This is a genomic window from Photobacterium salinisoli (assembly GCF_003614885.1).
In the GTDB taxonomy this organism is placed as follows: domain Bacteria; phylum Pseudomonadota; class Gammaproteobacteria; order Enterobacterales; family Vibrionaceae; genus Photobacterium; species Photobacterium salinisoli.
In genome coordinates this window covers 406041-428430 of sequence record NZ_QZMS01000007.1, presented here as the reverse complement: position 1 = coordinate 428430, position 22390 = coordinate 406041, and the positions used below count along the sequence as shown (strand labels likewise).

Annotated in this window: 26 protein-coding genes; 9 read left to right on the top strand and 17 right to left on the bottom strand. The window is 49.3% G+C overall.

Features of this window, described 5'->3' with window-relative positions; genetic code table 11:
- Positions 1–161 precede the first annotated feature (161 nt).
- Positions 162–1235 (bottom strand): TIGR03032 family protein, encoded by a 1074-nt coding sequence (locus D6M16_RS02710; protein ID WP_120510457.1) that lies wholly within the window; start codon positions 1233–1235, stop codon positions 162–164.
- A gap of 69 nt (positions 1236–1304) precedes the next feature.
- Here D6M16_RS02710 and D6M16_RS02705 point away from each other — a divergent pair, with 69 nt between their 5' ends.
- Positions 1305–2591, top strand: coding sequence for a sulfotransferase (locus D6M16_RS02705; RefSeq protein ID WP_120510456.1), 1287 nt, complete (start codon positions 1305–1307; stop codon positions 2589–2591).
- Between the two features lie 21 nt (positions 2592–2612).
- Here D6M16_RS02705 and D6M16_RS02700 read toward each other — a convergent pair whose 3' ends face one another.
- From D6M16_RS02700 to D6M16_RS02675, 6 genes are all read right to left on the bottom strand, one after another.
- A complete protein-coding gene (locus tag D6M16_RS02700) occupies positions 2613–3140 on the bottom strand; it encodes a GNAT family N-acetyltransferase (RefSeq protein WP_120510455.1) in 528 nt (175 codons plus the stop codon).
- A 27-nt stretch (positions 3141–3167) separates the two neighbouring features.
- Positions 3168–4250 (bottom strand): S8/S53 family peptidase, encoded by a 1083-nt coding sequence (locus D6M16_RS02695; protein WP_205576818.1) that lies wholly within the window; start codon positions 4248–4250, stop codon positions 3168–3170.
- Positions 4251–4489: 239 nt separating this feature from the next.
- Positions 4490–5020 (bottom strand): phage tail protein, encoded by a 531-nt coding sequence (locus D6M16_RS02690; protein ID WP_120510453.1) that lies wholly within the window; start codon positions 5018–5020, stop codon positions 4490–4492.
- A gap of 12 nt (positions 5021–5032) precedes the next feature.
- Positions 5033–5554 (bottom strand): phage tail protein, encoded by a 522-nt coding sequence (locus D6M16_RS02685; protein ID WP_120510452.1) that lies wholly within the window; start codon positions 5552–5554, stop codon positions 5033–5035.
- 14 nt (positions 5555–5568) lie between these two features.
- Positions 5569–6108, bottom strand: coding sequence for a phage tail protein (locus tag D6M16_RS02680; protein WP_120510451.1), 540 nt, complete (start codon positions 6106–6108; stop codon positions 5569–5571).
- A 15-nt stretch (positions 6109–6123) separates the two neighbouring features.
- Positions 6124–6420, bottom strand: coding sequence for a DUF6916 family protein (locus D6M16_RS02675; RefSeq protein WP_120510450.1), 297 nt, complete (start codon positions 6418–6420; stop codon positions 6124–6126).
- A gap of 383 nt (positions 6421–6803) precedes the next feature.
- Between D6M16_RS02675 and D6M16_RS02670 the strand changes: the two genes are divergently transcribed.
- Genes D6M16_RS02670 through vctC form a run of 4 tightly spaced genes read left to right on the top strand, consistent with a single transcriptional unit; the run spans position 6804 to position 10357 of the window.
- Entirely contained in the window at positions 6804–7682 is an 879-nt protein-coding gene (locus tag D6M16_RS02670; protein WP_234204929.1) for a siderophore ABC transporter substrate-binding protein, read from the top strand.
- 17 nt (positions 7683–7699) lie between these two features.
- Positions 7700–8638, top strand: a complete 939-nt coding sequence (gene vctD / locus D6M16_RS02665; protein ID WP_120510448.1) for an iron chelate uptake ABC transporter permease subunit VctD — start codon at positions 7700–7702, stop codon at positions 8636–8638.
- A 4-nt stretch (positions 8639–8642) separates the two neighbouring features.
- Positions 8643–9593 carry an iron chelate uptake ABC transporter family permease subunit gene (locus D6M16_RS02660; protein WP_120511845.1) on the top strand — a complete coding sequence of 317 codons (951 nt, stop codon included), beginning with the start codon at positions 8643–8645 and terminating at the stop codon, positions 9591–9593.
- A 5-nt stretch (positions 9594–9598) separates the two neighbouring features.
- A complete protein-coding gene (vctC, locus tag D6M16_RS02655; RefSeq protein WP_120510447.1) occupies positions 9599–10357 on the top strand; it encodes an iron chelate ABC transporter ATP-binding protein VctC in 759 nt (252 codons plus the stop codon).
- 20 nt (positions 10358–10377) lie between these two features.
- Here the strand turns inward: vctC and D6M16_RS02650 are convergent, their stop codons facing one another.
- Positions 10378–11328: a LysR family transcriptional regulator gene (locus tag D6M16_RS02650; RefSeq protein ID WP_162940897.1), complete on the bottom strand. Its 951-nt coding sequence runs from the start codon at positions 11326–11328 to the stop codon at positions 10378–10380.
- 112 nt (positions 11329–11440) lie between these two features.
- Here D6M16_RS02650 and D6M16_RS02645 point away from each other — a divergent pair, with 112 nt between their 5' ends.
- Complete coding sequence (locus tag D6M16_RS02645) at positions 11441–13384, top strand: ligand-gated channel protein (protein ID WP_120510445.1); 1944 nt, start codon at positions 11441–11443, stop codon at positions 13382–13384.
- Positions 13385–13500: 116 nt separating this feature from the next.
- Here D6M16_RS02645 and D6M16_RS02640 read toward each other — a convergent pair whose 3' ends face one another.
- The 8 genes from D6M16_RS02640 to D6M16_RS02605 all read right to left on the bottom strand — a co-directional run bounded on the left by D6M16_RS02640 (position 13501) and on the right by D6M16_RS02605 (position 19483).
- Entirely contained in the window at positions 13501–13812 is a 312-nt protein-coding gene (locus tag D6M16_RS02640) for an NIPSNAP family protein (RefSeq protein ID WP_120510444.1), read from the bottom strand.
- Entirely contained in the window at positions 13806–14426 is a 621-nt protein-coding gene (locus D6M16_RS02635; RefSeq protein ID WP_046219367.1) for a DUF2238 domain-containing protein, read from the bottom strand. The genes D6M16_RS02640 and D6M16_RS02635 overlap by 7 nt, the downstream gene beginning before the upstream one ends.
- Positions 14427–14481: 55 nt before the next feature.
- The gene (locus tag D6M16_RS02630; protein WP_120510443.1) at positions 14482–15099 is read right to left on the bottom strand and encodes an NUDIX hydrolase; all 618 of its coding nucleotides are present in this window, start codon (positions 15097–15099) and stop codon (positions 14482–14484) included.
- A gap of 81 nt (positions 15100–15180) precedes the next feature.
- Positions 15181–16299 (bottom strand): DUF3541 domain-containing protein, encoded by a 1119-nt coding sequence (locus D6M16_RS02625; RefSeq protein WP_120511844.1) that lies wholly within the window; start codon positions 16297–16299, stop codon positions 15181–15183.
- A 117-nt stretch (positions 16300–16416) separates the two neighbouring features.
- Positions 16417–17028, bottom strand: coding sequence for an alpha-ketoglutarate-dependent dioxygenase AlkB family protein (locus D6M16_RS02620; RefSeq protein WP_120510442.1), 612 nt, complete (start codon positions 17026–17028; stop codon positions 16417–16419).
- The gene (locus D6M16_RS02615; protein ID WP_240435513.1) at positions 17028–18158 is read right to left on the bottom strand and encodes an endonuclease/exonuclease/phosphatase family protein; all 1131 of its coding nucleotides are present in this window, start codon (positions 18156–18158) and stop codon (positions 17028–17030) included. The genes D6M16_RS02620 and D6M16_RS02615 overlap by 1 nt, the downstream gene beginning before the upstream one ends.
- A gap of 79 nt (positions 18159–18237) precedes the next feature.
- Positions 18238–18732, bottom strand: coding sequence for a 3'-5' exonuclease family protein (locus D6M16_RS02610; protein WP_120510441.1), 495 nt, complete (start codon positions 18730–18732; stop codon positions 18238–18240).
- A 241-nt stretch (positions 18733–18973) separates the two neighbouring features.
- A complete protein-coding gene (locus tag D6M16_RS02605) occupies positions 18974–19483 on the bottom strand; it encodes an O-acetyl-ADP-ribose deacetylase (RefSeq protein ID WP_120511842.1) in 510 nt (169 codons plus the stop codon).
- A 120-nt stretch (positions 19484–19603) separates the two neighbouring features.
- Between D6M16_RS02605 and mobB the strand changes: the two genes are divergently transcribed.
- Positions 19604–20131: a molybdopterin-guanine dinucleotide biosynthesis protein B gene (gene mobB, locus D6M16_RS02600; RefSeq protein ID WP_120510440.1), complete on the top strand. Its 528-nt coding sequence runs from the start codon at positions 19604–19606 to the stop codon at positions 20129–20131.
- 19 nt (positions 20132–20150) lie between these two features.
- Here mobB and D6M16_RS02595 read toward each other — a convergent pair whose 3' ends face one another.
- A complete protein-coding gene (locus D6M16_RS02595) occupies positions 20151–20600 on the bottom strand; it encodes an RNA-binding S4 domain-containing protein (protein ID WP_120510439.1) in 450 nt (149 codons plus the stop codon).
- A 213-nt stretch (positions 20601–20813) separates the two neighbouring features.
- Between D6M16_RS02595 and D6M16_RS02585 the strand changes: the two genes are divergently transcribed.
- Both D6M16_RS02585 and D6M16_RS02580 read left to right on the top strand, forming a co-directional pair.
- Complete coding sequence (locus D6M16_RS02585) at positions 20814–21674, top strand: TPR end-of-group domain-containing protein (protein WP_120510437.1); 861 nt, start codon at positions 20814–20816, stop codon at positions 21672–21674.
- A gap of 106 nt (positions 21675–21780) precedes the next feature.
- A complete protein-coding gene (locus tag D6M16_RS02580) occupies positions 21781–22239 on the top strand; it encodes a methylglyoxal synthase (RefSeq protein WP_120510436.1) in 459 nt (152 codons plus the stop codon).
- Positions 22240–22390: the final 151 nt, after the last annotated feature.

Below are 22390 nucleotides of genomic sequence, written 5' to 3'. Positions count from 1 at the left end.
GCCAACTACTCAGGAATGGGCCTTAGCTCCAACAGAAAAAATAAAAAATTAAATGCAACTTGTAGCTATTAAATCAGAGGCTAATAAATGTACAAGAAAGCCATATGAAAAATATGACATAACAGGATATTTTAAACGCAAAAAAATGAAGGGAAACTTTGTCAGAAGTGAAATAAATCAGATAATTCTGTCGAGTTTGAATCCAAAATGAGTGGGTTATTACAGCCAATAACGATTTCAACGTCATAGATCTGATTCAAATCCCCCGAAAAAGTCAGACAGGCAATTTCACTGCCATCACGGAGATCTATCACACTAATGCCAGAGCGCAGATCTTGTTGTTTTTCCAGCAAAGGCATGTCGATATGCCGGGATGAGCCGTCTTTGGCCTTTCGCACTTTCGACAACCCGACGAACGCCATATCTCCCACAATACGCAGCCCGCGGGTGAAACCATTCAGCTCGGCCACCAGTTCCAAATCGCTTTTCAATGCCGGCAAGCGTGCTTCAGAACATCGCCACAGGCGTCCGGTACCCGATTCGCAAAAGTAAAGATAGTTCTGATGAATACGAGGTGAATGCGGGAGACACAGACCCTGAATGACTGGCTGTGCATCGGAAACGCGCATAATGGCGCCCCCAAAACTGCTGCCATCACGCCAGCCAAAACGGTGATCGGTGGCCGCAAAGTAGCTGACATATGCAGGCTCTCCGTGTTTGAGTGCCAGGCCATTCAAGTGACACCGATCTTCTGCCACCAGCGCGGAAATAAAGGGAGGTTGCCAGACAATCTCAAAACTTTTGCCATAGACGGGACTGGCGATGCAATTAAACCGGGTATTAACCATGTACAGCTTCTCTTTCCCCCAGGCAAGATCATGGGTGTTGAGATAGCCGGTCGTCATTGCACCACAAGGGTAAAAAACGGCGTCCCTGTCCCGGGCAGACGGAAAAGGTGCGTGCAGTTCGGACAATGCCGTGATTCGTTGATAATCCCATACCTGATGATAAGCCGCTAAGGATAAACGTTGTTGATCGTCGCTAAGCGCAATCCCCTGTAACTGCGGCAGACGCACATGCTCAGCCTTTATTTCGTCACCGTCACTGCTTATCACAAACAAGCAGTCGAGATTATGCGCGCTGACCAGTAAGCTGCTCTTCATTGCCTTAAGCAATAAGGGAAAACGGGCACAACTGGTCATGACATAATTCAGTTTCACTTCCTTGTCTGTCATAGCGATTGCTTTTCATCCAACAATAACGATAAGGTTTGTTATCTCTTTTTGACTTTATACAGGCAACATATGCTTCTTGACCAAGCCTGCATTCAGATAGGTGACGTCGATATCAGCGACATTAGCCGGTTCCTCAAACAATTACCGGATTCCGCCTGGAAGGCAAACACTTATCGTCAAAACACCTATGAAGTACACAAACAAACTGAAAGTATCGTGCTGTACTTTAAAACCGATACCTTCACGGAAAGCAATGATTCCTTGCTCTCTGTCGTTCAGCCTCTCCTCGCCCCGATATTTGCGCGCTTTGCCCAATACTACGGTTACGCACGCCTGGATATTGCCAAGCTGATGTTTGCTAAATTACCCGCAGGTGGAGAAATTGCCGAACACAGAGACAGCGCACCGATATTTGCCCGATACCACAGAGTACATGTTCCGATTATTACTCACGACCATGTGCAGTTTTATCTGGGCAAGGAACGGCATCAATTAAAAGCCGGCGTCATGTACGACATTAATAATCTGGATCTGCACAGGGTCATCAACCGCTCTGATACCGACCGCATCCATCTGATTTTTGATGCCAGGCCCGTCAAGCGAATTCACCATGCCAAACATCACCTGTTTATTATGAGTCCGAATAATTCTGGCTCATCCCTGGTGTCGGCAGCGCTCGGCGACTGTAAACAAGCCATCACACTGCCCGGCGAAGGGCACTATATTGCTGGTTTTGCCGGTCCGAATCCCAACCGGGACAACAGCCACTTTGTCTGGAGTCAGTTCAATACCCTGAATAAACTCCGCACTCCCTCAGCCTATGACTGGACGTCCATTCGCCGGCGGTGGGAAGAAATGGCAACGCCTCAATCAGATAACGCCTGCATCTTCGTCGAAAAATCGCCTTGCAATATTGCCAGAATGGCCATGCTGGCCGAGGAATTCGATGATGCAAAATTTCTCTTTCTGATCCGCAATCCGTACGCCATGTTTGAATCTGTTATCAGAGCCAGACGCGATCTGCCCGGTATTGAACAGTTGGCCGCACAGCATGTGATATGGTGTTTCAGGCAACAACAGGCCAATTTACAACAATGCAGTTCGCCACATTTACTGATTCGTTATGAAGATGTGTGCGACAGCCCCGGACAAACCGCAGAAACCATACGCCACTTTATCCCTGAACTCGATGACCTGGACTTTCAGCCCCCTCGCTGGGTCAAGGGGCAGCAATCCGCGCTGGAAAATCGCAATACCCGCCAGATTGCCCGCCTGAGTCCGCCAGCGCGCGCGATTGCTGATAAATATTTTACACCGCATGCCAGCTTGTTCGCCCAGTTTGGCTATCAGGTGTAACGCTGTCAGATACCCTTCTCGTCAGAGACCTGCGTAAATCTGACGGGTGCCGGGCGGATACCAGATCATCCGCTCATAAGGCGGTTCAATCTGATCAAGCACAAAACCGAGTTTAAGGTATAGCTGTCTGGCACTGTGATTCAGCTGCTGGACAGACAAGATCATGGGTGCTTTCAACTGGCTGGCTGAATACATGAATGAGCGAATGACCGCCTCTCCCAATCCGTGTCCTCTTGCTTCTCTTTTAAACGCAATATCAATCAGGTGGACTTTGTCCTGCGAAAAATCGAGTACTGCCCGTCCTACCGCCTCTTTGTGATACTCAATAATGAAGTACAAGGCATTGGGGAACTGATCGCCATACCCCTGATTCATCGCGTTGAACTGCATCTCAATCAGCGATTCAATAAAATCTCTCTCGCCGTCAATCAATCGCAAATCATCCCGACGCTCATTGTGCAGCTTCTCCAGAAACACCCTGTCTGCGGCAGAGGAATTGGATGGCCGGACATGTAATCCGCCCGGCAACGCTAAATCTTGTAATTGCATAATCTGACTTCCCTGAACCGATCGCTTTTAATGCGTCATACGATTGTGTTGCACATGATGCATCATGCTTTGTGCATTCAACGCTGGCTGACTATATTGCCGGACTAACTGAGCCAGCTGACTGGCAGACAATGACGGCTGTACACTCAGCACAGCCGCCAGCACGCCTGTCATGGCGGCTGTTGCCGCTGATGAATTGGAATACACCAGGCTGTATTTGCCCGTCGCGCTGGCATATACCTGATAAGGCACCTCGACATAGCTGACAATATGGCTACCTGTCACCGGCCACTTCACCTCTTGGCTCACCGCATTTACCGTCAGCACCTGAGGCTGAGCGGCCAGTGAAAATCCATCATCGAGGTGATCAGCATGATTACCTGCAGCCGCGACAATCACAGTGCCTTTTCCCTGCCGTCCACGATAGGACAGATAATCTAACGCCTCCGTGAGCGCTTGCTGAGTAAAAGGCAAAGTCCAGGCGGCCTGAACCAGATCAGCCCCCGTCAGATAAGACAATTGCAGCGACATGAGAATGTCCGAGGTCCAGTTTTTATCGCGGCGTAATAAAATAGCACTGGCATCAGGCGCAATGCCGGGGTAATCAGGGTGACGTGACCATATGGTGGCCAGACTGGCATCACCGTGTAACGTGTCGCTCTCAAGCAACGCCGGTTCTGGCTTTACCGGTAAGGCGCGCCGGTTATCTATGTCGTAATGCATCTCAACAGGCATGGAATCAAGCATAGGATCTGACAGGCTGAATGCAGAATCTATCACCGCAATCTTCACTCCACGCCCGGCATGTTCAGGCCAGCTGGTCAGTGACAATTGCTGCCTGACAGCGGCGGCAGGTGCACGGGAGACAGGGCTGTTGCCGCTGTCCCTATATAGCCTGACCTGTAACCAATCAGGTTCTGCCAGTGTGATGCCTTCTGTACGGCGCAGCTGTTCAATCAGAGCCAGAGACTCACTGGCGCTTTGGGTCAGAACGACAGACCAGCAGGCTTTTTCGAGCTCAAACACCCTGGCAAAGCGTCGGCCGGACAGCGCCTTCACCAGATCTAAATCCAGGGTTTTACTGTGACGAAACAGCACCCTTTGATCCAATCTCAGTCCTTTGTTTGTGAGCGCTGAATGCGTATAAACCGGAGCACCCTGCCTGAGAGAAGACAAGGTCAAGGCGATCGGCTGCCCCTGATACATGACTGAGATTGAGGCCGGCCAGTCTGTACCTGCGGCTACCCTGCCCGACAGCAAAACACATAACATTATTATCAATCGCATCATGCTGACCATATGGTCCAATAAAACACCTCCGGCTGTAAAAAAGGCCGGAGGATAAGAAGTTACGGTCGCTGAGGATAAATACCATCAATACAGATACAAAAATGGATGGCCAGATAGGGCTGCATATTTTCATGTGCCTCCGTCTGCCCTGTCTCACTCAGACTCTCTATATTCAATGTTGTATTCGGATCGCCTGTGCTGTAGCGGTTTTCAACCAGACTATTTCCCATCAGTATGCCAGGTACTGCGCCTTGCGCCTCAGTTGTCGAAAGGGGTTTTACCGCACCTCTCATCTGGTGGGTGTGCTCAGGCAGGTTAGCCTCCCACAGCGTGACTGCATCACTTCCCGCTTTCTCAGCCAGACGTTGAGGTGTCAGTCCAGGGCCATTGCCTGCGCCAATCGGCACTCTGGCTCTCAGATCAGGCAAATTGAGGTATGTCCGGTTGTCCGAGCCAAACCTGTCGCCAATCACTGCATACAAGACCTGATTTTGTATCAAGCTCATTTGCTGCCCGTTGCAGTATGCCCACCCTCTCGGCGCATAGGTATAAGGCATCATCATTATTTCACCATAAAATGCTTCGCTCATTAGCCTTGTCCTCTAGCTTTGGGATGGATATACACCTGCAGTGCAGATGATAAAATTCAGCGCCAGTGAGGGGGACATATTGGAATGCGCCTGTCCGCCGCCCGTGGAAGAAACCGCCTGCTGCTGCATGTCAACAAGATCCTCTGCCGCTGGATTGGCAAAGTACTGATTGGCCTGTCCGAGTACCAAAGCGGAAGAAGGCTCCGGAGACAGTGCAGGATTGGCCGAAGCCTGAAGTGCATGGCTGTGATTTGGCAGATGATTCACTGTTAGCTGGACAGTTTCCTGTCCGATTTTTTGCCCCTGTCTTCTTAATGTCAGTCCTGTACCCTGTCCCATACCAACCGGCACGCGCCCCTGAAGGTCCGGCAAAGCAAAGCTGGTGCGGCCATCGCCGCCATTCGAGACCCCCAGCAAAGAATACAGGGCTTCATTATTGGCAATCGGCAGTAAAGTGCCGTAGCAGTATGCCCACTGTACAGGTGCATAAGGACCGGCAAAGAGGGTGATTTCCGAAAGATAGCGTGTAGACATATTAGATCTCCGTATCAATCTCTTTGAGGAAAAAGGCCAGTCAGCGCGATACAAAAATTAATCACTGTACTGGGCTGGATGTTATTGTGTGGCTGATTGCCACCGGTTGCACCGATTGCCTTATCATTCATAGATACAAGTTGCTCAGACTGGGAGTAAACCGGCGTGTTTAAGGCCGATGACGATAAAACGGTTGCCTGGCTGGCCGCTTTGTTATTTGGCCTCGGGGAATTACCGGGGGCTGTTGAAGCATAAACCTCGTGGCTGTGCGCGGGCATTTGCGCCACTGACAGGGTCACAGCTTCCATCCCCCCAGACTGACCTTGCACCACTTGCCGGCCTGAATTCTGAAATACCCCCGGAGCAACAGGTATTCTTCCCTTCAGATCGGGAAGTTTAAAGCTGGTATTGGCCGAGCCACCAAATGTCACACCCAATAAAGCATATAGCGCTGGGTTTTGATTGATCAGGATCGTTTGCCCGTTACAAAAGGCATAATCTCTCGGCGCAAAGTTTGCCCCGAACATTTGAATATTACCGATATAAGGTTCCATGCTGACCTCTGATGTTTATGAGTGAGTGACCTTGCGGGAAAAAATCACTTCCAGCTCTTTTTCAGAATTAGGTGAAACAAACAAAGAAGCTTCACCTAAGCTTTGGTGGCCGAAAAGATACGTGCCCTGTTCAACCGCCCCATTCAGCCCACTGCTATCCAGGTACAATGCAAAAGATTCCCATGCTTTACTGTGAGTGCCAGTTCGTTTCACGCCGGTAATTTCGACATCAAAGGATGTCCCTTCATCGAGAGTCACCGACATTTTATCGCCAACTAACTTTTCCAATCGTTCGAATGTAAACTGCTCCATACCTGCTTCCTTATAAAGGGCGAGGACCCTTTGTCCATGTATTTTCCACTCGTAAGGTTTAGAGCATGGTTGCATGTGTGAACAAATGTCAGAATGAAAACTTGATGATTGATCATAAAAATAATGTGCTGTGTCTTCTGATATCCCCTGTGTATTTCCAGCGAAAAGTCAAGCTTGGCCGCATCCATTGGTCATCATGAGCCCGACCGCTCTTTTCGTAACTTTACATAAGAAATATTGATTTGTTCCTCAAAAACCATACAGTAATCGAAATGATAATAATTATCGATTATGTAAAGGAAATGGAAATGAAGTGTTTCGCTAAATCAGGTGTGATCACAGCGGGCTTAATCAGTTTCGGTGTTATAACCACGCTGCCTGCCATGGCTGAATCCGTCACCGTTGACCACATTATGGGCTCAACCACTATTGAGACATCGCCCACACGTGTCGTGGTGATCGGGATTGGTGCGTTAGATGCTGTTGATGCGCTGGGCATAAAGCCGGTTGCGGTATCAAAAGGCACGACATTACCCAGCTATCTCACTCAATATAATGATAATAATGTCTCTTCTGCGGGCACCATTTTTGAACCCGATTTTGAATCCATTTATACCCAGAAACCTGATCTCATTATTGTCGGCCCTCGCAGTTCCAAACACTTTAAAGAGCTGACTAAAATTGCTCCAACCTTTGTTTTTGCGGTCGAAAATGGCAGTGATTACTGGCAAAGCACCCAAGCGCTGTGGCACGACTTAGGAGAAATCTTTGATAAACAGGATGTCGTCAATCAAAAAATCGAAACCTTAAACCAGCGCTTTGCTGCAATCAAAAACTACAACCAAAGCCATAATATGGACGCGCTCATGCTGATGAGCTCGGGGGGCAATGTGACGTCATTCGGTGAAGGCTCTCGTTTCGCGGTCTTGTATCAGGATTTCGGCTTTAAACCCACCATTGAAACAGACGCAAAAGAGACAAAATCAGAGAAAACTGGCGGCCACGGTCAATTGGTCTCGTATGAACTGGTCAGCCAGGAAAACCCCTCCACCTTGCTGATTTTAGACCGCGATCAATTAGTTAATAAAGGCAAAAGTACCACCCGCCAGGATTTTGATAACGACTTGGTCAAATCAACCAAAGCTTATCAGGACAATCGTATGGTTTACCTTGATATTCCAGCCTGGTATGTCGCCAGCTCTGGTATTACAGCCACACAAACCATGATTGAAGACATTGAAGCGTTGAGCAAAGCGCAATAATCAGATCCGAGGTTGTTGTGACTAAATTGCTGTTTATTTTAGTCTGCCTGAGTCTGTCTTCATTGTTTATCGGGGTGGGCAACGTATCGTTAGCCCACCTTATTAATAATGATGCCAATGCCTGGCAACTGTTTATTTCTAGCCGTGTTCCCCGTTTACTTGCAATATTGCTGGCCGGCGGGGGGCTGAGTATCGCAGGCCTTATCATGCAGCAAATCAGCCAGAACCGCTTTGCTGCGCCTTCAACCTCGGGCACCATTGAGTGCTCAATGTTGGGTTTTGTCTTAAGTTTAGTGATTTTTGGCAACGGCGATCAGCTGTGGCTTATTTTTGCTACAGCGATGATCGGCACGCTTTTTTTTGTACAGCTTATCCAGCGAATTCAGTTTAAAAACGCGGTTTTTGTACCTTTAATCGGGATCATTTTCGGCAATATCATTGCTTCTATGGCAACCTTTATCGCCTATAAATATGATGCACTGCAAAATCTGTCTGGTTGGGCTGTTGCTAATTTTGCCAATATCCTGGCAGGTAATTATGAGCTGCTCTATATTGCCCTGCCTGTGACCATCTTCAGCTATTTATACGCAACACGTATTTCGGCTGCAGGCATGGGTAAAGACTTCGCAATCAATCTTGGTTTGAATTACCAGCAAGTGATGACGATTGGTGTCGCCCTGGTCTCAATTATGGCCGCTACTGTGGTGATGATTATCGGCCAACTGCCCTTTCTCGGTTTGATTGTTCCCAACCTGGTTAACCATTTCTACGGCGATAATCTACGCAAGAACATTCCGCGCACTGCTGTGTTAGGTGCAATTCTGGTTCTGGCATGCGATCTGGTTGGCCGAGTGCTGATATTTCCCTACGAAATTCCAATCTCCATGGTAATCAGCCTGCTCGGTGGCAGTGTCTTTATTTTCCTGGTGTTGAAAGGAATGCGCCATGATCAATAAACAGATAACGGATAAACATAAAATGTTCATCCTGCTGATCTTATGCATAGTCATGACCGCACTGTTCATTGGTTATGGCTTAACGGCAGACAACTACCAATACTTTTTATCGCGCCGAATTCCCAAGGTGCTGGCGATGATCATTGCTGGCTTGGCTATTGGCATGGCGTCTTTTTGCTTTCAGACCATCACCAATAACCGGATATTAACCCCTAGTATTATGGGCTTTGACTCGCTGTATTTACTTATTCAGGTGTTGGTAGTAAGCCTGTTTGGCGGGCTGAGTATGATGATGACAAATGCTGTGATCAACTTTTCGATCTCCGTGATCTTGATGATGGCATTCTCTTTTATTTTGTTTTTACTCTATTTCCGGTATTCCGCCAGGAATATTATTTCACTGCTTTTATTAGGTGTTATTTTTGGGCAGCTTTTCCAAAACGGTTCGTCTTTTCTTACCATGCTGATGGATCCGGATGAGTTTGCCAATGTACAAGCTAATATGTTTGCAAGTTTCAATAATATTCATGTGGAATTAGTATATTGGACATTACCTGTTCTTATTCTGGTAACAGTCTGGTTATTTAACATTCACCGAACGCTTGATGTGTATTTACTCGACCAGGATAACGCTACCAGCCTGGGTGTAGATATTCAACGAACAACGCGTTCCGTTTTATTACTTTCCTCTGTACTGATTGCCATTTCAACCGCATTAATTGGCCCGATTATGTTCTTTGGCCTTTTGATCACAAACCTGACCCGGGAATGGCTGAAAACCTATCAGCACAAATATTTATTAACTGTCTGTGGCTTGATGTCTGTTGCCACTTTGCTAACCGGCCAATGGATTATCGAAAAAGCATTTGGCTTTGAAACCACACTGAGCGTAGTGATTAACTTTGTCGGCGGCATCTATTTCTTATTCTTACTGTTACGAAGTAAAGTGGTGTAACCCTGATGATTGAATTAAAACATTTAACTAAACGCTTTGGCGAGCACCCTGTGGTGAAAAATGCCAGTGCTGAATTTGCAAAAGGGAAAGTGACAGCCATTATTGGCCCCAATGGTGCCGGAAAAAGTACACTGCTTTCTATCGCCGGACGTTTATTGAAGCGTGACGAGGGCGAAGTCTGGATTGATGGCAAGGAACTGGTTGAATGGGATACCAAAGCGTTGGCCAAACGTTTATCTGTATTGCGCCAGGCTAACAACGTTAGCCTGCGGTTTACCGTGCGGGAGCTTATCGCTTTCGGCCGGTTTCCTTATTGCCAGGGCAACCTAGCCACAGAAGATAACGATGTGATCGATAAAGCCATCGAATATTTAGATCTCGGTAACATCCAGGATAAATACCTTGACGAGCTCAGTGGCGGGCAGCGTCAGCTTGCTTTTATTGCCATGGTCATCGCGCAAGATACCGATTATGTCTTTTTGGATGAACCGCTCAATAACTTAGATATCAAGCACTCTTTGCAAATCATGCACACCATTCGGCGTTTAGCCCATGAGTTACATAAAGCAGTCATCATCGTCATTCATGATATCAACTTTGCCTCCTGCTATTCCGACACCATCATCGCGCTGAAAAAAGGTCAAATTGTTGCTAAGGGCCGGGTTGAGCAAGTGATTGATGCTGATGTGTTGTCTGAGATTTACGAAACTCCCTTTAACGTTGTCGAAATCGGCGGAAAACGTATGTGTTTATACTTCTCATAAGTGCTGATATCCACTCTGCATCAACCCACTTCAGACAAGCTATCAGGGGTATGGGCTGTCACGTTAATAGGCTCCAGCCATTCTTTCGGGGCATGCTCATTCAGTGTTTTGATCAGGGTTTGCACCCTGAGCGGCAGCACGCCGGCGGCAAAATAGCACAGCACAGGGCGGGCTGCGCCATACCATTCGGGTAAGCAGGGCATTAAATTACCCGGGTGTGCTTTAAGGTAATTACTGGCAATCCAAGTCGGTAATAACCCGACGCCATATCCCGATGAGATGGAATCAAGCTGAAGCAGCAGGTTATCGCTGCTTAACCGGCTGATGGGCGGCATCACCACACAGTCCTCCTGCCCGTTAGAAAGATAAACGGTATTGATTTTATCGCTGTCAAACGGCAACCACTGATGCGCATGGAGCTGTTCTGGGTGTGTAATCACCCCGTATTTCTGGATATAACGCGGAGATGCATACAGACCAAACTGCCAGTAACCAAGCGTTTTCTTACGCCATGTTCCCGGCAGTTCCTGCTCCCCAATCGCTAACACAATGTCCGGCTCGTGCTGGAAATATTCATCACGATCTTCGGTAAATAAGCGGATATTGACCTGAGGATGGGCATCCAGGAAGTGATGCAGTTCATGCCTTAACCAGCCTCGCACCAGGCTTTGGGGCGCCAGTAAAGTGACTTCGCCTGCCACACTTTGCTTAAGTGATTGCAGCGCATTTTGTGACTCTTCAGCCATTGTCAGTAAACGCTGACAGTATTCAGAAAAGACCTCTCCGGCACGTGTCAGCATCAGACGTGAACCTTGCTTGATAAAAAGCCGCTGTCCCAGTTCAGTTTCTAACTGAGCCAGGCGTCGACTGATGGTCGATTTCGGCTGATTCAATGCCTTTGCTGCGGCAGTCACACTATGAAAACGACTCAGTGCAGCAAATGCCCGGATACCCTGCAGTTCTGTTTTCATCCTCATCCCATTTTCGGAACGGCCCGTTCCACTCATTGATCTAGTCAGTAGCAGCGAATATAGCAATAATCGCAAATAGATTTAAGAATCATTATCATTTATGGAAAAAATAATGTCTAGCTATCGTTTACCCCTCTCCACTTTGACAGGATCAGTACTATTGGCTGCCAGTGTACAGGCCGCTCAACAATCCCCTGTGACCGAAACCATGGTAGTGACTGCGTCCGGTTACGAGCAAGCAGAAATCACCGCGCCCGCCAGCATCAGCGTGATCACTCGTGAGGAGCTTGAGCATAAATATTATCGTGATGTCACAGATGCACTGAAAACCGTTCCCGGTGTCACCATCACAGGGGGTGGCGATAATAAAGACATCAGTATCCGTGGTATGGGTTCAGCGTACACTTTGATTCTGGTTGATGGTAAACGCCAATCATCTCGTCAGACCCGACCAAATAGTGACGGTCCGGGCATTGAACAGGGCTGGTTACCGCCTTTAGAAGCGATTGAGCGCATTGAGGTTATCCGTGGCCCGATGTCGACACTGTACGGCTCAGATGCCATTGGCGGTGTTGTCAACATCATCACCCGCAAAGACAACCAGCACTGGCTCGGCAATCTCCAATTGGGTACTGTCATTCAGGAAAATCGCGACTCTGGTGATGAGCGCAGCGCTAACTTCTTTCTTACCGGCCCATTAACGGAAAATCTCACCGCACAATTTAACGGGCAAACCACAGTCCGCGATGAAGATGCGATCACCAATGGCTATGAAAATAAAGATCTGAACAGCTTCAACGCCACACTTACTTACCAGCTTAATGATCTGCACGCGATGTCGTTAGAAGCAGGGATCAGCGAGCAATCCCGTGCCGGAACGGTCGGTAAGTCAGTTGCGACTGAAGGTTGCCGTGGAGAATGTGTTGATACTTTAGAAGAATATACCCGTACCCATTACGCCATCACGCACCTGGGTGACTGGGGCGCAATCGGGCAATCCAACACTTACCTGCAATATGAAGACTCGGAAAATAAAAGCCGGGAAATGGAAAGTAAAAATACTGTCTTCAAGACCAGCCTGGTTACGCCAGTCTATTCCCATATTTTGACATCAGGTTTTGAATATCAATATGAAAAACTTCAAGATTACACATCTAACAGTGCTTCCGACCTGACTGAGCTGGACAGTGACCGTGTGGCGGTATTTCTTGAAGATGAATGGGCCATTGCCGACTCATTCAGCCTGACTTTAGGAGCACGTGTCGATGATGATGAAAACTATGGTACTCACGTCAGCCCACGGGCTTATGGTGTCTGGAGCATCACATCAAATTGGGTGTTTAAAGGCGGTGTATCTACAGGTTATCGCGCGCCGACACTGCGAGAAACCTCTGCAGAATGGGCACAAGGCAGCCGCGGCGGTGATATCTATGGTAATCCGGATCTGCAGCCTGAAAAGTCAGTAAATACCGAAGTCAGTCTGAACTACCAGAATGATAACGGGCTAAATTCGAGTGCCACGCTCTTTCATAACGACTTCAAAGATAAGATTTCTCGTATCGAATGTTCCAGTTGTGGCCCGACCAATAGCAGTGGCAGCGTAGCAACAAAACGCATCAACATCGATGAAGCGACGACACAAGGTGTCGAACTCAGCCTCAGCACTCCACTGGGTGACAGTGTCTTCTGGAATGCCAGCTACACCTTTAACGATTCTGAGCAAAAATCGGGCGACTATAAGGGCCAGCCACTGGTTCAGTTGCCAAAGCACTTATTCAGTACCGATCTTTCCTGGCAAGCCACAGCTGACTTAGAGACCTGGTGGCAAGTCACCTATCACGGTGAAGAGATGGAACCGACAACAGGGCCATCATCAAGCAGCCTGGAAGCCCCGTCTTATACCTTCCTAGACATGGGGGTAAGTTATCAGTTAACGGATAATGTGGCCGTCAATGCCGCCATTTATAACCTGCTGGATGAAGAAGTCACTTATGACGAATATGGCTATGTGGAAGATGGTCGACGTTACTGGGTCGGGATGAATGTCGGCTTCTGATACCTGACTCCCCTTACTATCAATGCCAGCCGGTGTCGGCTGGCATTGTTCTGATCTATCCCGGCTCATCCAATATCACTGGCATTGCAGCCAGACAACGCATGCTCGCAAGCGTGTTATGCATTGCCGAACACCGGGCGGAAAAAGTTTCGCTCGTAACTGATAATACAGCGGGTATCCTCGGCATACTGAAAGGCGCGCAGGCAATCCGGATCCGTCATGGACGCTTTCCGGTAGGTTTCGTAATCCGCCAGGCTGGGAAAGGTGAACAGCGCCAGGGCGATATTACTGGCACCTTCAGAAGGCAGGAAATAGCCGTTGTGCTGACCACCAAATTTATTGACGAGCGGGATCCACATACGGGCATATTCTTCAAATTCGCTGACTTTATAAGGGTCTATAACGTAGCGTAAAAAACAAGTCACCATGATGCATTCCTTTGATGTGTTTCATTCCTTCGATGCACAGAAACCAGCTGACTGTCATGCCAGCGGGAAAGCAAAAACGTAGCGCACAAGGCACCGACTAATGCAAAGGCCATATCAGACTGGGTATCCCAGACATAACCCTGTGTGCCCAGAAAAGCCTCTGCGTTTTCGCCTGTTGCCAGCGCCACCCACCATTCAATCAATTCATAAAAGGCGCTGAAGGCTAAACACACAGACACAGCAACAACACTCACCCAAAACCGGCCATTGACTATCTGCTTTCTGATGAGTATTTCCCTTGCCAGAATAGCCGGGACAAACCCCTGAAAAAAGTGACCGACTTTGTCGTAGTTATTTCTTTCGGCCCCGAACAGATTGTCGAACAAAGGCACTTCGGCGTAGGTGTAATGCCCCCCCACCATTAATACAATGCAATGCAGTAAAATCAGCCCGTACAGTAAAGGGGTGAGCCTGAATGTATTATAAGTGAACACTATCAAGATCAGGCCAATCAGCGCAGGCAATACTTCAAGAAACCAGGTAAAGGTATCTTTCGGTTCAATACCAGACCAGATAAACACCACGGTAAACACAGAGAGCCAGATATATTTCAAATGCTTGTCCTTTTATACAACATATTTACTGAGTTACCTTTCCCGTCCGGCACCATTAATCAACTTGCACAGGCAAGTTCGGGTTTTCAACATGCTCGAACATCATGACGATATCTTCGGCAAGTACCCGGCTTTGCGACAAAGGCGGAATGGTGTCCCGTGCAAAAAAATCAATTGCTGAAATTTCGATGTTCTCTTTTGGCTCACCGGACACAAAATGACAAAGAAAGAAGAGCTTATAAACGTGATAGGGATAATCGGGCTGGTATGGGTGAACCGCTCTGTCTTTTATCGCAATCAGTTTGGGCTGACTGACGACCAAACCGGATTCTTCCAACACTTCGCGGACAATCCCCTGTGACGGGGTTTCACAGACATCGGCCCACCCTCCGGGTAATGTCCACTTGCCATCCTCACGTTCTTTGACCAGAAGAATTTTGTTATCGCGAATCACTCCGGCCCGCAGATCAACTTTCGGGGTAGGATAGCCCTCTTCAGGAATAAACAGATGATGCACTTTACTGAGTGGCTGGCCGCTAATCTGTGCAAACATTTGATATGAAATGTCGGCAATCTGATCAAAGCGTTCAAGATCGTATAGATCGTGACTGTAAGCTTTACCGGCTTGTGCAATGGCCTGAAGTTTCTTGGCCCAAGTTAACCAGTCACTCATTATAGTCATGCCCTCATTTCGGAAAAAATATTGACTCACCCTATATGAACCAATACTCACAATCAATAAGGTTTCATTGTTCTACTGCCGCGGCACCAAACCAAAAGGTAAACTCTCGAACATAGCCGGCTGGTTGGTGACAGTCGGGGCGGCATGTACGCCACGCCAGTCCAGTAGCATGATTGCCAGCGTGTTGCGGTGCTCACCGTCATACAGCTCGCTTTCGCCTTTTACTGACGGCACCATACCCGTTTGCCGGTCGATCGATTTCTGGATGAACTGGCGCGTTTTTTCGACCACGGGATCATCCTGCAGGCCGGCTAACAGGAAGCTGATACCCACTTCGGCCACCACATCTTCCTTGGTATGCAACAGAATATCGTCGATATGGCGGCGAAAGTGATCATAAATCCACTGAAAATCGCTTTCCTTGAGCTGATATTGATAATACGAGGATGCCGCAAAGATAATATGGGTCATGCCGTATATCTTATTCATGTACTGCTGCTCGCTGAGCTGTTTATCCTGGCTGTCCGGATAGATCGCCCGGAAAGCAGCAATAAAAGGCTCAACCACGTCCTGCTCGCCAAGCTGACGTAACCAGTAAACCTGATTGGCAAGCTGCGCTGCCCATGCGCGGATCATGTCTGGGTCGGTGGCATAACGGGCAAAATCATAGCGACGGATGATGTCGCGTAATTTGTGGTCTTCTCTGTGTTTAAGGCCGTATTCATTGGCACGGGCCATAGAGCCAAGCAGATCGACGCCCAGAAAATAATACTCAGGGTAATCTCTGGTGGCCAGATAACGTAAATCGCTGCGGGCATCGTCTTTGCGCTGATACCTGGCTTCGCGGGCTTCCGAATAGGCTTTTATTTGTGCCGGCGTGTAAATTTCTGTCGTCACGGCATTGAGCCGGCTGGCCACACGTGCCAAGTCTGACCACACGGCCGACTGGTATTTGGGATCCATCGTCTGGCGATACATCCTCAGGCCATAATGGCCCATTTTAAATGCCGGTAATGTAAACAACTGGGTTTCAAAGGTTTGCCGTATCAATGCGGCGTCATCGGCATAGGATGGCAATACCTGTTGCTGTACAGGCGGTTCTGCCGGTCTGGGCGAAATTTGCATCGCCGCCCAGCCAGGCAGTGAAAGAAGCGTAATCAGAAGATAAACAATAAAACGACGAATATTCATAGCAACCCCGCAACGATTTAACAACACAATCATAGCAAAGGCGCCGTTGTTCACGTCAGTGGTATGTCATTTAAGCCTGTGGAATATCTGCATTTTTACGTTTGCGGTGCTGAGCAGTTACGTATTAATCCATCGGTAAGTCAGGTTAATCCGCTCACTGAGAGGCTGAGTGGTCTTTGGCACGCTATGCACCCAGTGGGACTGAGTCTGGCCCGCCATGATGAGCAAAGAACCATGACTGAGCTGAAAATCAATTTTCTGCCCGGTGTTACGATGCTTCAGCAAAAAACGCCGGGTCTCGCCTAAGGTTACCGAGGCAATCACAGGCGCGGGGCCGAGTTCGGGCTCGTTATCCTGATGCCAGCCCATGCTGTCCTGTCCGTTACGATACAGATTAGCCAGCACCGAATTAAAACGGGTATTCGCCACTTGTTCACAGGTGGCCTTTATCTGCAGCAAGGCTGGCGTCCACGGGTCCGGCTGCATAGTCAAGCCCGAGTAGGTATAGGAAGCCTCCCCGCACCAGGCCTGCAAACGCGGCTGCATCACCCGGCGACCATACAGTGTAATGGCTTCCTGCTGCCAGTTGAGCGACTGGCGCAGCGCGCGAAAATAGCGATCTGAGTCGGAAACGGTAAAAAAGGCCGGCGCCCAGAACAGCAAGCCGCCATCAATAGCAATCCACTCGCCCGGCGTGCTGGCTTCACCGAATAAGTCGAGATTGTGCATCAGCTGTACTCGTCCTTCACCGCAGGCAGACGTACATCGACCCATACCAGCCGGTGATCAGAGCTGATATCAGCCCGCTCTTTGCCGTCTTCGCCAGTGACCAGTCTGCGCAGCGGATCTTTCTTATCCGGCCAGAACACGCCGCTGTTCAGCACATCGAAATCGGCAGAAGGCAGAACATAATCGAGCCGCAGACCACTCAGGTGTGTCCACTCCGAACTTCTGCCCCGGCGTAATTTCCAGGGCCGGAAAAATCGCCCGCCCAAGCTTTTCGGGGTCAGTTTACCTTCTGCAACAGCCCGATGAACCCTGGGGTGATACAGCAGGTGCCGGAGTGCAAGCACCATACCTTCACCATCATGCAAATCGGCGTTGAGATCCCCCAGCAACACAAAAGGCGTGTCTTGGTTCAGACCGCCAGAATTACCCTGATCATCGGTCAGATAGGCTTCATCATTGATAATGTCCATTAAGAGTCGCAACTCATCATGGTTACGGCGGGCATTACGCCGCTCGGGGCCGTCAAACACAGGCGGCGTCGGGTGAGCGCAGAGCAGCTGGAATCGCCTGTGCCCGACCTGTACCGGAATTAAAAGATGATTTTTCGATGACAGCCTGAGCTGTGCCATTGCTTCTGGGCTGTAATAGCCTTCCGGCATATGGTTATCCGGCATCTGCTGCCACAGCAGGGTTTGCCAGCTGCGGATATCCTCTTCTATCAACGGATAACGCGACAGCACCACAAAGCTGAAATGACCATGATGAAACCCATAGCCCTGACCATCCTGAGGCAGGGTGCGTTCCCCGTCTCCGTCCAGATCCGCCTCGCACAATGAGCCGGTATTCGCAGGCGGGCAATAACGGTAAGGGTAATCAATTGCGACCTGACCATGTTGCGGTTCGGCGAGATAATAGCGGCAGAAATCCGTCAGGCCACCGTCATCGCCCCCTTCACCGGGGTGGTCAAACTCGCACAGTAGCAGGACATCGGGCTGCACATGCTGAATCATGGCTGCCAGCCGGGAAATTCTTGCGTGGCCCGGCGCCGACAGCTTCTGCCGTATCCGGCCGGCAACAGGATCAGACAGGGCGATATTAAATACCGCAACTCTTAAGGTAGGTGTTGGCACAACGCACTCCCAACAGACTGAAATTCAATAGCCTGTATTGATTGTACGCTGTGTTGTTCAGTTGCTCCAGCGCCTGACATCAGCCCGGAATATTCACCAGGCTGCTTATGGCCTGATAAATCTGCCTGGCATCATGCATGGCTCTGTGCCTCGCAGGCCCCAAGGCTTCCAGCGCACGCTGAAAACGGGCTCTTTCTATGCCGTTTTCCTGCTGCAGCCAGTGGCCGATTTCGGTCAGTGTGAAGGAGGGCCGCATATGGGCCGCATGATACAGCCGCCCCAGCCAGAACAAATCCCACTGGCTGTCACAAAACACATAGTCCAGTTGCCCCAGCACACTGTTCAAATGCTGGCAGACTTCCAGCACCTGCATACCATGCTGTTCCAGTTCGCTGCGGGGGATTCTGTGAATACGTTGCTCGGCGTAGCTGTCCCAGTACTGCCAGACATCACCGGCGGTCAGTGGGTTGATCAGGATACTTTGCCCGTTGCCGTCAGGAAGTACATAGCCCACTTCAATAGGGTAGGATTGGTCCGATAAGCCTGACGCTTCAAAATCTAGTGTTGCCCACATTGCACTCTCCCTGATGCTTATGTCGTCCACGGCTCAGCCATTCTGGTTCCTTCCCTACCTGCAATTACAAATTGCCGGTAAGCCGAGCCGGACATCTCTCAGTGAACACAGCAGCTCTGCAGACCCCTCTCATACCCCGAGAGCGCATCCAGACTGTGTCACCGACTGCCTTCTCATTAACTGTAGACCCGCGATAATACTTTACCCGCTATTTCATCTGCTTGACGCAGGATTGATACACTCAGTCAGACCGTAACAAGCTGTGATAAATCTCAGCATCTTCCTGGCTGAAACAGACAAAATACACTTTGTCGGGTGTACTTTTGCCTTCCAGACACTGCCGGGCTGTCTGCACGGCAATACTGGCCGCCAACTGTTTCGGGAAACCGTAAATCCCGGTACTGATGCAGGGAAAAGCAATCGTGCCGGCGCCCACTTCATCCGCCAGCGCCAGACTCTGCCGATAACAACTGGCCAGTAATTCAGCCTCATTCTGTTTACCGTCCTGCCATACCGGCCCCACCGTGTGAATCACCCACCGGGCTGGTAACTGGTATCCGGGGGTGATTTTTGCTTCACCCGTCGGGCAGCCATGCAGGCGCCGGCACTCTTCCAGTAACTGCGGACCCGCCGCTTTGTGAATGGCGCCATCGACACCACCGCCCCCCAATAAGCTGTTGTTCGCTGCATTAACTATCGCATCCACATTCAAGGTCGTTATGTCGCCCTGCCATACCAATAAATCTGCCATTTCAGCCTCCGGTTTGATCTGACACAGCAAAACGTCAGGTGCCCAGGCAAGATACTGTGTCGGCACTGACTATCATGTTATTTTAGTGCCAATCTTTCATTAACAGGCCAAAGACTTACTATGACACCCGTCATCGGTTTCGCCGGTTTCAGCGGCGCAGGAAAAACCACATTAATTGAGCAGGTTATCCCGTATTTAAAGCAATATGGGTTGCGTGTTGGTCTGCTGAAACACAGTCATCATGATGTTGAGCCGGATACAGCGGGAAAAGACAGCTATCGTCTGCGCCATGCCGGCAGCGATCAGCTGTTGCTGGCGACGCCGCATCGACACATTCTGTTTTTTGAATATCCGGATGATCAAAAGCGTGAACCGGTACTGGAAGATTGCCTGATGCAGCTGGATCACAGCCGCCTGGATATCGTGCTGGTAGAAGGGTTTCGCGACCAGCCAATCACCAAAATTGAAATTCACCGGCCGGATTACGGAAAACCTCTGCTGTACCCCAAAGATACAAACATAGTGGCCATAGCCACCAGCGAACCGGGCGACATTCACCCGATTCCTGCGCTGGATTTAAATCAGCCTGCCGGTGTGGCAGCGTTTATTATGACCTGGCTTGAAAGCGCCGAACCTGCGCGGTTCTGACAGTCACTATCGGGTTTAATCAGAACATCAGGCGTTTGCGGCCGGTCTGCTGATCGGCATCTTTGCCAATTGAGGCAGACTTGCCTGTATTTGGCTTCTTGTTGCCGCCTTTTCCGGCTGGCGAGCTTTTGCCCGCTTTGGCAGAACGGTGCTTCGCCGACTGGTTTTTTTTCGGTTTGGAGGCTGTGGGCTTGGCAACAGGTTCACTGACCGTTTCCGTTACTGGCTGATCACAGAGCACCACATAAAACTCACCGTTAAACTCTATGACATCACCGTCATAAATCTTGCAGCGTTTCCGCAGTTCAATCTCACCATTCACGGCAACATAACCTTCGGAGATCGCCATTTTGGCCTCGCCTCCGCCTCCGACGGCATTGGCAATTTTCAGCACTTTATATAACTCGATGGGCTGAACAGACACTTCAATCCCAAGCGCTTCAACTTCTATTTCCTGATCCTGACTCACGGTACTCGACCTGTTTTTACTGAGAATACGGTGAGTATACCACTTTGCCTTCCCTCTCTGCGCATCATTCCTGCTGTCAATCCAGCCCGCTCTGTGAATACGCGGTCAATTGCACCGACCACAAGGTTTTGGCCCGTTACATAGAGATAACGAACCCAATCGGTTATGCTTGTTACAACTTTCACGTACGTTCCCGTTAACAAGGAAAACATTATGCTGAAACTGCTGTATGCCGCTGTATTCTGTCTGCTTTTCGCTATGCCTGCCATAGCGCAGGAATCAGAAGAAGCGCCCCCCTACTCGGAGCAGCCAGTGTTAGATAAGCCTTTAATGGAAAGGTATATTCTTGATGAAATGAAATCGCTGCGCCAGGATCAGCAGGATCTTGAACGTCGCTTAACCCTCTCTTTTACCGATCGCGAACTGGCAGTGGCAGATAAATCGCTCAATTATGCCAATGTGACAGTCACCTATTTTTTCTATCTGATCGCCGGTGCCGCCTCACTCATTGCGCTGGTAGGCTGGCAGTCGCTGAAAGAAATCAAGGTCAATACCAAGAAAATGGCCGAACAGCAGTTAAAGGAAATCACGGATCAGTACGAGAAGAAATTCCAGATGCTGGAGCGGGATCTGAAACGCAAAACCCGGATCATCGCGCAAAATAACAAAGAGATTGAGATTATCAATGAAGTGCATAATCTCTGGCTCAGAGCTCAGAGTTCGCAAACCGCCGAGCAGCAGATGGAAGTGTATGATGAAATCCTCAAACTGCGACCGGGCGACCTGGAAGCACTGACGCACAAAGCGGATGCTGCGATGGAAATCCGTGAATTCCATTGGGCACTGAGCATTTGTAACCGTGTGCTGGAAGTGGACAGCACCAATGCCAATGCCCTGTACCAGCGTGCCTGTGCATACGCCTGTCTGGGAGCGGAAGATCAGGCCGTGTCTGATCTTGAGCGAGCAATTCAGGGCAGTGCTTTCCTGCGTGAGCTGGCAAAAGAAGAAAATGACTTTGAAACACTGCACGGTCACGAACGATTCGAACAGCTTATCACTCACCATAACGAGTAAGTTTCTCTGCGTATTATTCTTACTTGGGATATTCACTGGACAAGCTAATAACAGCAAGCTTAGTATCTGGTTATACGGAGATTATGCCGACTTAACGGAGTAACAAATGCACGCCACAACCCGACAGATGCAAGCCCGGAAACACATTGCCCTGGTGGCTCACGATAACTGTAAAAGCCACTTACAGCGCTGGGTCAGTGAACATAAAAGCAAACTGGAAAATCATACCCTGTATGCCACTGGCACGACCGGGCATCTGCTGTCAAAGCAAACCGGTCTGCCGATTAATTGTTTACTGAGCGGCCCAATGGGCGGCGATCAGCAGTTGGGTGCGCTAATTTGCGAAGGCAAGATCGACATGATGATTTTCTTCTGGGATCCACTGAATGCCGTGCCCCATGATCCCGATGTAAAAGCACTGCTTCGGATTGCCGCAGTCTGGAATATCCCCGTTGCCACCAACCGCGCCAGTGCCAATTTCATGATTGCTTCCACCATGATGGAGGAAGCCGTGTCGATAGAAATTCCCGATTATGAAGCTTATCTGGCTGAGCGCCTGTCTTAAGAGGCCGCGCCTGAGTGCTGAGCAAGTAGCTATCCGTCAGCTCTGCAACTGTCATAAAACAGCACTCAGACAGCTGTAACACCCCGCTTCAACACATCGTCCCCGCACAGACGGGGACCACCTTACTTTCACACTGCAACTCCGATTTCCA